Here is a 13,052-nt window from a genome sequence, read left to right as displayed (position 1 = left end):
TATCTTAAGTTTTATTAGCTAACTGTCCACAAGCTGCGTCAATATCCTTACCACGACTACGGCGCACATTCACTACAATTCTATTTCTTTCTAAAGTACGAATATAATTATTTATAGCTTCGTTATTTGCTTGTTGAAAATCACCATCATCAATTGGATTATACTCTATAAGGTTAACTTTTGATGGCACATATTTACAAAATTGTACCAATGCATCAATATCTTTTTGCAAATCGTTAATTCCTTCCCAGACCACATACTCATATGTTATTTTACGTTTAGTTTTAGCATACCAATATTCTAAAGATTCTTTTAAATCTTTTAATGGAAAGGTTTCATTAAAAGGCATAATAGAAGTACGCACTTCCTCAATCGCTGAATGTAAAGATACCGCTAGGTTAAATTTAACTTCATCATCTGCCATTCTTTTAATCATTTTTGGCACTCCAGAAGTAGATACAGTAATACGTTTCGGAGATATTCCTAGCCCTTCAGGTGATGTGATTTTATCTATAGCTTTAATTACATTATTATAATTCATTAAAGGTTCTCCCATACCCATAAACACAATATTACTTAATGGGTGATTATAATACAATCTACTTTCTTTATCTATTGCGGCAACTTGATCAAAAATCTCATCAGGATTTAAATTTCGCATTCGCTTTAGCTTTGCAGTAGCACAAAATTTACAATCTAAACTACAACCTACTTGAGACGAAACGCAAGCTGTAGTTCGTGTTTCTGTAGGAATAAGTACAGATTCTACAATTAATCCATCATGCAAACGTACTGCATTTTTAACAGTGCCATCATTACTACGTTGCATTGTATCAACTTTAATATGATTAATCACAAAATTTGCTTCTAACATCTCTCTTGTAGCTTTAGAGAGGTTAGTCATATCGTCAAACTTGTGTGCAGATTTTTGCCATAACCACTCATATACTTGATTTCCACGAAATGCTTTATCTCCTTGGTTTACAAAAAAATCTCGTAGTTGCTCTTTTGTAAGTGCTCGTATGTCTTTCTTATTAATTGTCATTTAGGCAACAAAAGTAATTAAAAGTATATTGTATTGTTTATTATATTTTACATTGGTTATTGCAATGGTATTCTTTTTAAGTTTTAAAGTGTGAAAGTAATGTAAAGAATGGATTTTACTTTAACATATAAATATTTCAATTAAGCGTAATAAAAAAACCTCTGTTAAGAGGTTTTAGTTTTTAAATAATTAGCATTGCGTCTCCATAGCTATAGAATTTATATTTTTCTTTAATTGCTTCTTCATATGCTCTTATAATAAAATCATGACCTGCAAAAGCTGAAGCCATCATTAATAATGTTGATTTTGGAGTATGAAAATTAGTAATCATACAATTTGCAATACTAAAATCATATGGAGGGAAAATAAATTTATTAGTCCAACCTGCATATTCGTTTAATGTTCCATTTGAAGATACAGAGCTTTCTATTGCTCTCATAGCTGTAGTTCCTACAGCGCATATACGTCGCTTATTTTTTAAAGCTGCATTAATAACATCAGTAGCAGGTTTTTCTACAAGAATCTCTTCGCTATCCATTTTATGTTTAGATAAATCTTCAACCTCAACAGGGTTAAAGGTTCCTAAACCAACATGTAGCGTAATTTCTGCAAAATCTACTCCTTTTATTTCTAAACGTTTTAATAAATGCTTTGAAAAATGTAATCCAGCCGTTGGCGCTGCTACTGCTCCTTCATTTTTAGCAAAAATAGTTTGATATCGTTCTTCATCTTCTGGCTCTACCTCTCTTTTTATATATTTTGGCAATGGGGTTTCACCAAGTTCATTTAATTTTTTTCTGAACTCTATATATGATCCATCAAAAAGGAAACGTAACGTACGACCTCTAGATGTCGTATTATCTATAACTTCTGCCACCAAAGTATCATCATCGCCAAAATACAATTTATTCCCAATTCTTATTTTACGAGCTGGATCTACCAATACATCCCAAAGGCGTTGTTCACCATTAAGCTCTCTTAATAAGAAAACTTCAATTCTTGCGCCTGTTTTCTCCTTATTACCATATAATCTTGCTGGGAATACTTTAGTATTATTAAGAATCATCACATCATCTTCTTCAAAATAATCGATGAGATCTTTAAATTGCTTATGTTCTATAGTTTGCTCTTTACGATTTAAAACCATAAGTTTAGCTTCATCTCTATGTTCTGAAGGGTATTCTGCTAATAAATCTTCTGGAAGATCAAAGTGAAAATGTGATAATTTCATTTAGTTGTTTTTTAAGAAAGTGGCAAATATACAATCTCAGAATAGGGGTTGTCAAGTATTTAAAGCTTTATTTTAATTTTCAATTAAAGCGAATCCTATTTTTTTAAAATCATTCCAAAAATCTGGATATGATTTTGACACTACATCTGCATCATTAATTTGAAAACCAACACATAACGCTAAAGGCGCAAATGCCATTGCCATACGATGATCATGATATGTATTAACAATCACATCTGTTTTTAAATTTTGAACATTAGAAATATTTAGTGTCTCATTAGTAATTATAACTTGAGTTCCAAACTTTTCAATTTCGTTTTTCAATGCTTGCAGTCGATCGGTTTCCTTAATTTTTAATGTATGCAATCCAGTTAAGTAGCATTCTATGCCTAATCCTAAGCATGTAACTGCTATGGTTTGGGCAATATCTGGAGCGTTGATTAAGTTAAAAGTTTTTGGTGATAAATCTTGAGTGATTTTTTTAAGTGTAATCGAATGCTCATTAAATTTTGTTTCTACTCCAAACTCTTTATAAAATTTCACCAAAGAAGAATCTCCTTGTAAACTATTTCTTTTATAAGATGATAATGTTATTTCTGTACCAATCGCACTTAACGCTATACAACTAAAATAATACGAAGCAGATGACCAATCTGACTCAACGATTAAAGTTATTGGTTCTGGATTTACAAAGTTTGGTTTTACAATAATTACATTATCTTCAAAAGATGTTTCTACACCAACTTCATTAAGAAGTTTTAGTGTCATATTAATGTAAGGCACTGAAGTGATATTCCCTTCTAAAGTTAATTCTATACCATTTTTAAGCCTTGGAGCTATTAAAAGTAAAGCTGAAATATATTGGCTACTAACATTGGCTCTTAAAGAAGCTTGATGTTTTTTCAGTACTTTCCCTTTAATTTTTAGTGGTGGATAGCCTTCTTCATTCTCATAATTAATATCTGCTCCTAATTGTCGTAAAGCTTCTACCAAAATTTGAATTGGACGTTCTTGCATCCTATTAGAGCCTGTTAAAACAATTTCTTCACCTACTTGCGTCGCGAAGAAAGCAGTTAAAAAGCGCATAGCTGTACCTGCATGATGAATATCTACAATCCCATCATTAGCTAGCAATGCTTTTTGCATTAATTGAGAATCATCAGAATTAGATACATTATCTAAAGATAAATTAGAATATAAGGCTTGTAATAACAATAACCTATTAGACTCACTTTTTGATCCTGTTATCTCAATAGAAGACGATTGATTTAAGATCGATTTTAGAAGATTGATATTCATAATGCTTTAAAAACACAAATCTATTTTAATTTTTCGTTATTATGATGTCGATCGTGATCTCTTTTTGTTTTTAAATCTAATTTTTTATCAAAAGCTTCCTGAAGGTTAACTCCTGTCTGGTTTGCTAAACATAACACTACAAACATTACATCTGCAAGTTCCTCTCCTAAATCTTTATTTTTATCGCTTTCCTTTTCACTTTGCTCCCCGTAACGCCTAGCAATAATACGAGCAACTTCTCCTACCTCTTCAGTTAGTTGTGCCATATTAGTGAGTTCATTAAAATAGCGAACACCATGATTTTTAATCCAATCATCAACTGCTTTTTGTGCGTCTTTTATATTCATTTTATTCTTTATTTTTTGAATCTATTATAATGGTAACTGGTCCATCATTTAATAATTCTACTTTCATATCTGCATCAAATTTACCTGTTTGAACTTTTTTATTTAATTCTTGTTCAAAATAAGAGATAAGAGTTTCATATAATGGGATTGCAATATCTGATTTAGCAGCTTTTATATAACTTGGACGGTTTCCTTTTTTGGTACTAGCATGCAATGTAAACTGACTTACAATGATTACATCTCCATCAGTATCGATTAAAGATTTATTCATCACATCTTGTTCGTCATTAAAAATACGAAGGTTTATGATTTTATTAGTTAACCATTTAATATCTTCAATAGTATCTTCATTAACTATCCCTATTAAAATTAATAAACCATTGCTAATAGAAGCTGTTTTTTCTCCTTCGATTGTAACACTAGCATTAAGAACACGTTGAATTACTGCTTTCATTTGTTTATTTCATTTTAACAATGTCTTCTTAATCATCTATAAAAGCTTCATTATTTTTCAAAATTATCTGTTCTATAATGTTCTTCTTCACCTTCTAAAATTTGCAAATAACTTTTATATCTCGAATAAGCTAGCTCATTGTTATCTAAAGCTTTTTTTACTGCACATTTCGGCTCTTTAATATGTAAACAATTATTGAATTTACAATCTTGTTTTAATTTAAAAAATTCTGGAAAATAATCTCCAACTTCTTCTTTTTCCATATCTACAATCCCAAAACCCTTTATACCAGGTGTATCTATAATTTTAGCATCAAAATTAAGGTCAAACATTTCTGCAAATGTAGTTGTATGCTGTCCTTGCATATGTTGAGAAGAGATTTCTTTTGTACGTAAACTCAGCCCGGGTTCAATAGCATTTATTAATGTAGATTTTCCTACACCGGAATGCCCAGTAAACATACTTACTTTACCTTCCATTAATTGTTTTACTTTACTGATATTCTTTCCTGTTTTTGCAGAAATACCTATACACTCATATCCTATATTTCTGTATAATGCTGCCAAGTATTTCACTTCTAATAGCGTATCGTCATTATAGGTATCAATTTTATTAAAGAGTAATACCGTTTTTACGGAGTATGCTTCAGCTGTTACTAAAAAACGATCTATAAAACTTGTAAATGTTGGTGGATTATTGATAGTAATTAATAAAAAGACCTGATCTATATTAGATGCTATGATATGAGTTTGCTTAGATAGGTTAACTGATTTTCTAACAATATAATTTTGACGTTCGTGTATTTTGTTGATAACACCAGTAACTTCATTGTTTTTTGTTTCAAGTTCAAAATCCACATAATCCCCTACAGAAATTGGATTGGTACTTTTTATACCTTCTAATCGAAATCTTCCTTTAATACGACACTCATAAGTTTTACCATTAAGAGTTTTAATGGTGTACCAACTTCCTGTAGATTTATAAACAAGTCCTGTCATTGTTGACAAAGATGAAAATAATTATAATACCACACAAAAAAGACTCATATTATAATATGAGTCTTTTTTGTGTGTTTTTTATATGCTTTTATTCGAGAAATAATCTTCCAAGTTTATCTTGAGATTTTCTTGATGAATATATTATGTATTCGTTTGGGCTTTTTCTGTAGAATACTCTTGGTCTTAAAATTAATTGACCTTTTTGATACTTTCCTTGATCAACCCTATTGATATTTCCTTCTTTATCAAAAACATAAGCAGTAGGTATCGCCTTATTATAAACTTTCATTGTTTTAATTTCTTCAATATCAGTGATATTTATATTTTTTTCATTATCATTAAAGATAACTATAAGTTGTTCATTTTCATATATTGGCATTGCACTTAAATATTCAGGCCCTCTTCCTAACGTTGCTATTGGCACATTTATCCCTGCTCCTACAGTAAAGTTTCCATTACCTGAAAAAGCTGAAAATCCTAGAGAAAATGAAGCATAAGCTGCAATTTGTTTTTTAGCAATTACATTAGTCCAATCAATTGATCCATCTGGGTTTAATGAAGTAACTATAATTTCATTATTAATATGTTGGATTGGAGTGACTGCTAATGGCCCTATTCCACTACTTCTTCCTACTTGAATTAATTGATATTCAGAAAGTAAAATAAGTCCTCCATCATTTCTTTCGATCAAACTATGAGTTAAATAAAGTGGTTTTACATCTTTTCCTTTTTTAGCTCTACGTTCGCCTATCAATTTTACTTTTGTTTCATGATCTAACTCGTTAAATCTTAATTGTTCTACAGCATTTGTTTTCACATTTATAACTGAAGCATAAACACCTTTCAAATCTTTATTGGTTTTTCCATTTTTTCTTACGCTTGAATAAAAGCCGACCAATTGTAATTTTCCGTCTTGATTTGCAAGCATTTCACAATTGATAATTTCTTTATCAGTAAATTTTATATCAATGATTTCTTTATTATATGCATTTTCACTTTTAAAAGCATGGATTTGAAATTTTTCTTTATTAGTTTTCTCTTTTCTATCTCTATAACTTTCATTAATGACTAAAAAAACATCATCATTTATACTAACATCAAAATCAGCTATAGTAAATTCTAAATCCTTTCTATCTTTAAAAGGGATTTTTTCTAGATGACTTAGAGATTCACTTAAGTCTTGATCTAATAATTTAATTTCATATTGAATAGCTTCTTCTTTTTCAAAAATTGTTGCATGTAATATTAGAAGTCTATCTTCTGTAGGTGAGTCTTTAAAATAAAATGCTCCTCTTTCTTTCTTTTTAGTAACTTTTGTTGAAAATATTTTCTTCTTTTTATTAGTTAGTTTACCATCTTCTGAAACTTCAAATCCAAAAAGATTAGAAATTTTAGTTTTTTTATCATATACACTACCAAAAACATAGATACCATTATTAATTACCGCAAAATCCTCAAAATCAATATCTTTTCCATTAAACTCAGATAAATCTATCTCATTAGTAGAAATTAATGACATATCTGAAGAATTAAAAACTTTTACAAAATAAGCTTTCTTTTTAATTGCAAGTGTATAAATTTTGTCATTTAATTCTCCTGCTATTCTTACTATCTTTTCAGAATCCTCTATAATCTCTTCTCCTTGAATAATAGTAATTGGACCTAATTTACTTTGAGCAGTAATAAAAAAAGTTGAACTCAATAAAAATAATACTAAAATGTGTTTTCTCATAATGGTTAAGTTGGTTCTTTATTAAAAAAGTTCAACAATAATTTGTTGAACTTTTTCGAATATATACATATTATTTTGTAAATAAAAACTTATCCATTTATAATCTTCTTCTGATGATTTATAGATTCTTGATGAATTGCTTTAAATACTCTAAGGATAAATTCTTCGCTTAAATTTTTCTCTTCTCCTTGAAGGATCATTTTTCCAAGAATTTCATTCCAGCGTTTGGCTTGTAAAACTGCTACATTCTTACTCTTTTTCAGCGCTCCTATATCATCAGCAACTTTCATTCGTTTTCCTAGAGTTTCTATAAGTTGGTGATCAATAACATCAATTTGTGTTCGAAGCGTATTTAACTTATTTTTAAACTCTATCTCATCATCTGTTCGTTTCCTAATTTTTAAATCTTCCATAAATTGAATTAGGGTAGCTGGAGTAATTTGTTGCGCTGCATCACTCCAAGCATTATCGGGGTCATAATGTGTTTCTACCATTAATCCATCAAAATTTAAATCTAACGCAGTTTGACACAAGTCGAAAATAATATCACGACGCCCTGCAATATGAGATGGATCTAAAATTATTGGCAAATCAGGAAAACGATTTTGAAGATCTATTGGTATTTGCCATTCTGGATTATTACGATATCTTGTTTTCTCGTAAGTTGAAAACCCTCTATGTATCACGCCTAAATTTTTAACATCTGCCGTATAAAATCGTTCCACTGCACCTAACCATAAAGATAAGTCTGGGTTTACTGGGTTTTTAATTAAAACTGTTTTATCAGTTCCTTTTAAAGCTTCTGCAATTTCTTGAACTATAAACGGACTTACTGTAGTTCTTGCTCCAATCCATAAAATATCTATATCGTGTTGTAACGCTAAATCTACATGGTTTGCATTAGCAACTTCTGTAGTTGTTAACATTCCTGTTTCTTTTTTTGCTTTTTGTAACCACTTTAAACCTAAAGCACCTACACCTTCAAAATTACCAGGACGTGTTCTTGGTTTCCAAATTCCTGCACGTAAAACTGTTGCATCACTATCTTTAAGTTGATGTGCAATTTTTAATACTTGCGCCTCAGTTTCTGCACTACACGGACCAGCAATTACTAATGGGTGATTTAATCCAAATTTATCTAACCAAGTTCCTAATTCTTTCTTGTTTTCCATTTTAATCTTAATTTCTATTGATGCTTAAGCTATAGTCGTCTTTAATAATTATCTTAACTATTTAAGCTATTCCTTTTAAAATTTGTTTTATATAATTCGTTGCCTTCATCTCACTTTTAATAGTTTCAAAATCGTCTCTTTTCATTAAATCTTTAAACGCAATGAGATTATTAATATATTCTTCTAATGTTTCTATTACATTATTTTTATTTTGCCTAAAAATAGGAGTCCACATTTCTGGGGAGCTTTTCGCTAACCTCACTGTAGATTCAAAACCACTTCCTGCCATATCAAAAATGTCTCGTTCATTCTTTTCTTTTTCTATTACTGTTTTTCCTAGCATAAAAGAACTAATGTGAGATAAGTGTGATACATAAGCAATATGCTTATCGTGCGCCTCTGGGTTCATATATCGAATTCGCATTCCTAAATCTTGAAATAATTTCAAAGCTTTTTCTTGAAGTTTAAATGCTGTTTTTTCTACTTCACAAATAATATTTGTTTTCCCGTTAAATAAATTATCTATTGCTGCACTAGGACCCGAAAACTCTGTTCCAGAAATAGGATGTGTTGCTAAAAAGTTTCTTCGTTTAGGGTGATCTTTAACAGCATTGCAAATATCTACTTTTGTAGATCCTACATCAATTACCAATGTATCTTCTGAAACAATATCTAAAATATGTGATATTTGATAAACACAAGCATCTACAGGTATAGATAAAATAACTAAATCTGCATTTCCAATAGTTCCTAAATGTGTTTTCTTATCTATTACATTTAATTTAATAGCTTCTTCTAAATGTGTTTCATTGGTATCAATACCATAAATAATAGTTTCAGGATTTAATTTCTTGATTGCAAGAGTCAAACTTCCTCCTATTAATCCAACTCCTATGACATATATGTTTTTCATTTTGGTATTCTAGCTATTGCTTCTTCTATTTCTTCTGTTGATGCACATAAAGAAAATCTTATATATCCTTCTCCTTTACTTCCAAATACAGTTCCTGGTGTAATAAATATGTTATAATTTTTAAGCACTAAATCTATAAAATTTTCAGCTTCAAAAAATTCAGGTAATTTTGCCCATACAAACAACCCTATTGCTTTTTCATTAAAAGTACAATTTAAAGCTTCAGCAAGTTTCCAGATTAATTTTCGACGCTGTTCATAAACACTACTTAAACTTAAATACCAAAAGTTAGAGCATTTTAACGCTTCAATAGCTCCTTTTTGAATCCCATAAAACATTCCAGAATCCATATTACTTTTCACTTTTAAAATATTAGCAATATGTGTTTCGTTTCCCATTACCATGCCTACACGCCAACCTGCCATATTAAAGGTTTTACTCAACGAGTTTAACTCTAAACACACATCTTTAGCGTTTTTAATATTTAATAAACTTAAAGGCGAATCGTTTAAAATAAAACTATATGGGTTGTCATTAACTATTAAAATATCATTACGCTTTGCAAAAGCCACCAACTCTTCGAAAAACTCATGAGTAGCTTGAGCTCCTGTTGGCATATGTGGATAATTAACCCACATTATCTTTACTTTACTTAAATCATTTTTTTCTATAGCTTTCAAATCTGGAAGCCATTGCTTAGTTTCATCTAATTCGTAAAACATAGGCTTTGCTCCTAACAATTTAGTTACCGCAGCATAAGTAGGATAACCAGGGTTAGGAATTAACACAGCATCTCCTTCATTTAAATAAGCCATAGAAATATGCATCACTCCTTCCTTACTTCCCATTAAGGGTAGCACTTCTGTTATTGGACTTAAATGTACTTGAAATTGTGCTCTATAAAACTGAGCCATTGTCTCTCTGAGTTCTAACAAACCTTGATAGCTCTGATATTTATGAGCCACAGGGCTTTCTAAACTCTCAACTATAGCTGATATTACTTTTTGTGGTGGTTGTAAATCTGGGCTTCCTATCCCTAAATTAATTATAGGTTTCCCATTTGCTTTAAGCAAATTAACTTCTCTCAGTTTTTTAGAAAAATAGTATTCTTCCACGGTACTTAATCTATCAGCTGTTGTAATCATACTTTTTCATTTTTATATTCTCCTAATACTTTAAAATCTTCTGCCATTATACTCATTAAAGATTTTGCTTTACTATAATCTGAATACTTTTCAAAAGTAACATCTACAAAAAATGCATATACCCATGGTGTATTAATTTTTGGTAAAGATTGTATTTTAGTTAAGTTTAGTTTACAATCGCTCATTACATTTAATATTGCTGATAAACTCCCTCTTTTATGATTCAACTCTAATTTTAATGATGCTTTATTTATAGTTTTAAAATTGAGGTTTGAATTTGTTTTACTTACAATTACAAATCGGGTTTCATTATGTTTTATCGTTTGAATGCTTGACGCTAAAATGTTTAATTCAAATATTTTTGCAGCAGATAAACTAGCAATAGCTGCAATGTGTTTGGATTTTTGTTGATGAATTCGCTTTGCAACTTCAGCAGTATCTTTATCTTCAACTAGTTTTATATGCGGATGTGATTTAAAAAATGTTTTGCATTGCAGTAATGCCATTGGATGTGAATGCACTTCTTTTATCTCTTCAATTTTCTGGCCTGGCAAAGCCATTAAATTATGTTGAATATCTAAATATCTTTCTCCTATAATATGTAAATCATGATTATCAATTAAAGCATAATTAGGTATTATTGATCCTGCGATAGAATTTTCAATTGCCATTACACCTTCTTTACATTCTTCATTTATTAAGGCATCTACTAACTTATCAAAGCTTAAGCACTTTTTAGTTTGCACTTTATCTTCAAAATATTGTTGAGATACAATATGGTGAAATGAGCCTTCAATTCCTTGTATTGCTATTAATTTTTTCATCAAAAAAAAATCCCGATGGTTACATCGAGACTTAGTATTAAAAATTTATGTTTTATAAATTACACATACATGGTCTCGTTTCTTCTGTTAAAAAAGAAATAGAACCAATTGTAATATGTATAATTTGCTGTTTTCATTATAATTATGATGCTAAAGTAATTAATAATTTGAAAAAACAAAATGTTATCTAATATTTTTTAGTTGAAGACGTTTTTTAAATACTTATTTTTACAAAAACATACTTATATATGTCTATTGAAGTAGAAAATATCACAAAGCTGTACGGAACACAAAAAGCACTCAACAATATATCTTTTAAAGTGGAAAAACCTGAAATTGTTGGGTTTCTTGGTCCAAATGGAGCTGGCAAATCTACAATGATGAAAATTTTAACTACATACATTAATGCTAATGAAGGTACTGCAAAAGTTAATGGATTTGATGTGGAAAATAGTGCTCAAAATGTTCAAAAAAGCGTAGGGTATTTACCCGAACACAATCCTTTGTATTTAGATATGTATGTTAAAGAATATTTATTTTTTAACGCTAACACACATAAAATTAATAAGCAACGTGTAAATGAAGTGATTGAACTTACTGGATTGACCTCAGAAGCTCATAAAAAAATAGAACAGCTCTCTAAAGGTTATCGTCAACGTATAGGATTAGCCAATGCTTTACTTCATAATCCCGATGTTTTAATTTTAGATGAGCCAACTACTGGTTTAGATCCAAATCAATTAGTAGATATTAGAGAGCTTATTAAATCTCTAGGAAAAGAAAAGACAGTATTTTTATCTACTCATATCATGCAAGAAGTTGAAGCAATGTGCGATCGTGTTATTATTATTAATAAAGGAGAAATTGTTGCTAATAAAAAACTTCAGGAATTGCGTAAAGGTAAAGCTCAAATTGTAATTGTTGAATTTGATTATCGTGTAGAAGATGCTTTTTTAGCAAAGCTCCCTAAAGTAACAAATGTAACAAATACAGATGGTTTTGTTTACGAAATTACATTTTCAACCAATGAAGATATGCGTTCACACGTATTTGATTTTGCACACGATAATCAACTAAAAATCCTTCAACTTAACCAAAAAAATGCTAGCTTAGAAAATATGTTTAGAGAATTAACTTCTGATTAATTTTCAAAAATAAGTTGCCCACTAAAAAGCGTTTCTATTTCTACAACTTCTGGCCTATTTCTAGAAATTAAATTGCCTGTACTTACAAGTCTACCTGTTAATGACTGTTGAGGGTTTATAACCATATCATTTTCTCCTCTATGAAATACATTAACATTTTGAGCAATTAAGTTACCCCCTTCGAAACGGCTTAAGCCTGATGCAAAATTAATATTTAAATTATCAACACTCCCTTCTATAAAGAAAAAAGAAGAGCCATTCGTAACAATATTTAATCTATTAGAATTAACTTGGAGTCTAAAATCTCCAACGTTAAAGGTGTCAGGTTCGCTAAAATCTTCAGATAATAGTGTTAAGTTTTCATAATTTAAAACCCCATCTGAAGAGATATCAAATTGTGTAGAACTTCTTATTTCTGTGATATTAGGTGCAGTTACAAATATTTTTGTAATTCCAAAATCTCTCACAAAATTACAAGTATTATTATCTGTTAACTCTAATTGATCATTTACAACTGTAACATCCACGTCATTTAATAGGTTTTCACCCGTTTCAATAATTACCTCAAAATCAGTCCCTTCTTTTAAAATAAGCTCTACATCTCTATTTACTAAAATCTTACTAAAACTTGGAATCTCTATTTCTTGGAGAATGGAGGAACCAGAGGTTTGAAAACAATCAAACCCATCTTCACTATCACAAGCAAAAACAAAAATTAAAAAGAGATATACTATTTTTTTCATTTTA

13 protein-coding genes are annotated in these 13,052 nt (G+C 29.8%); 1 reads left to right on the top strand and 12 read right to left on the bottom strand.

Annotated elements, in window-relative coordinates; genetic code table 11:
• Positions 1-4: 4 nt before the first annotated feature.
• From rlmN to D1817_03895, 11 genes are all read right to left on the bottom strand, one after another.
• A complete protein-coding gene (gene rlmN, locus D1817_03945; GenBank protein AXT19048.1) occupies positions 5-1,045 on the bottom strand; it encodes a 23S rRNA (adenine(2503)-C(2))-methyltransferase RlmN in 1,041 nt (346 codons plus the stop codon).
• A gap of 181 nt (positions 1,046-1,226) precedes the next feature.
• Positions 1,227-2,276: a tRNA preQ1(34) S-adenosylmethionine ribosyltransferase-isomerase QueA gene (queA, locus tag D1817_03940; protein ID AXT19047.1), complete on the bottom strand. Its 1,050-nt coding sequence runs from the start codon at positions 2,274-2,276 to the stop codon at positions 1,227-1,229.
• A gap of 72 nt (positions 2,277-2,348) precedes the next feature.
• Positions 2,349-3,575 (bottom strand): 3-phosphoshikimate 1-carboxyvinyltransferase, encoded by a 1,227-nt coding sequence (locus D1817_03935; GenBank protein ID AXT19046.1) that lies wholly within the window; start codon positions 3,573-3,575, stop codon positions 2,349-2,351.
• 20 nt (positions 3,576-3,595) lie between these two features.
• Entirely contained in the window at positions 3,596-3,922 is a 327-nt protein-coding gene (locus D1817_03930; protein ID AXT19045.1) for a pyrophosphatase, read from the bottom strand.
• Between the two features lies 1 nt (position 3,923).
• Positions 3,924-4,376: a D-tyrosyl-tRNA(Tyr) deacylase gene (locus D1817_03925; GenBank protein AXT19044.1), complete on the bottom strand. Its 453-nt coding sequence runs from the start codon at positions 4,374-4,376 to the stop codon at positions 3,924-3,926.
• Positions 4,377-4,426: 50 nt separating this feature from the next.
• Positions 4,427-5,374, bottom strand: a complete 948-nt coding sequence (gene rsgA, locus D1817_03920) for a ribosome small subunit-dependent GTPase A (GenBank protein AXT19043.1) — start codon at positions 5,372-5,374, stop codon at positions 4,427-4,429.
• 88 nt (positions 5,375-5,462) lie between these two features.
• Complete coding sequence (locus D1817_03915; protein AXT19042.1) at positions 5,463-7,106, bottom strand: hypothetical protein; 1,644 nt, start codon at positions 7,104-7,106, stop codon at positions 5,463-5,465.
• Positions 7,107-7,195: 89 nt separating this feature from the next.
• Positions 7,196-8,278 (bottom strand): 3-deoxy-7-phosphoheptulonate synthase, encoded by a 1,083-nt coding sequence (locus D1817_03910; protein AXT19041.1) that lies wholly within the window; start codon positions 8,276-8,278, stop codon positions 7,196-7,198.
• 61 nt (positions 8,279-8,339) lie between these two features.
• Complete coding sequence (locus D1817_03905; protein AXT19040.1) at positions 8,340-9,191, bottom strand: prephenate dehydrogenase; 852 nt, start codon at positions 9,189-9,191, stop codon at positions 8,340-8,342.
• Positions 9,188-10,336 carry an aminotransferase class I/II-fold pyridoxal phosphate-dependent enzyme gene (locus D1817_03900; protein ID AXT19039.1) on the bottom strand — a complete coding sequence of 383 codons (1,149 nt, stop codon included), beginning with the start codon at positions 10,334-10,336 and terminating at the stop codon, positions 9,188-9,190. The genes D1817_03905 and D1817_03900 overlap by 4 nt, the downstream gene beginning before the upstream one ends.
• Positions 10,333-11,160: a prephenate dehydratase gene (locus D1817_03895; GenBank protein AXT19038.1), complete on the bottom strand. Its 828-nt coding sequence runs from the start codon at positions 11,158-11,160 to the stop codon at positions 10,333-10,335. The genes D1817_03900 and D1817_03895 overlap by 4 nt, the downstream gene beginning before the upstream one ends.
• Positions 11,161-11,408: 248 nt before the next feature.
• Here D1817_03895 and gldA point away from each other — a divergent pair, with 248 nt between their 5' ends.
• Entirely contained in the window at positions 11,409-12,305 is an 897-nt protein-coding gene (gene gldA, locus D1817_03890) for a gliding motility-associated ABC transporter ATP-binding subunit GldA (GenBank protein AXT19037.1), read from the top strand.
• On the opposite strand, the gene D1817_03885 is transcribed toward gldA, so the two are convergent.
• Positions 12,302-13,048: a DUF2807 domain-containing protein gene (locus D1817_03885; protein ID AXT19036.1), complete on the bottom strand. Its 747-nt coding sequence runs from the start codon at positions 13,046-13,048 to the stop codon at positions 12,302-12,304. The two genes, gldA and D1817_03885, sit on opposite strands and share 4 nt — an antisense overlap.
• Positions 13,049-13,052 lie beyond the last annotated feature (4 nt).

Source organism: Flavobacteriaceae bacterium, from assembly GCA_003443635.1.
In the GTDB taxonomy this organism is placed as follows: domain Bacteria; phylum Bacteroidota; class Bacteroidia; order Flavobacteriales; family Flavobacteriaceae; genus AU392.
Note: the sequence above shows the minus strand (reverse complement) of the source record. Positions and strands in the feature narration are given on the sequence as shown.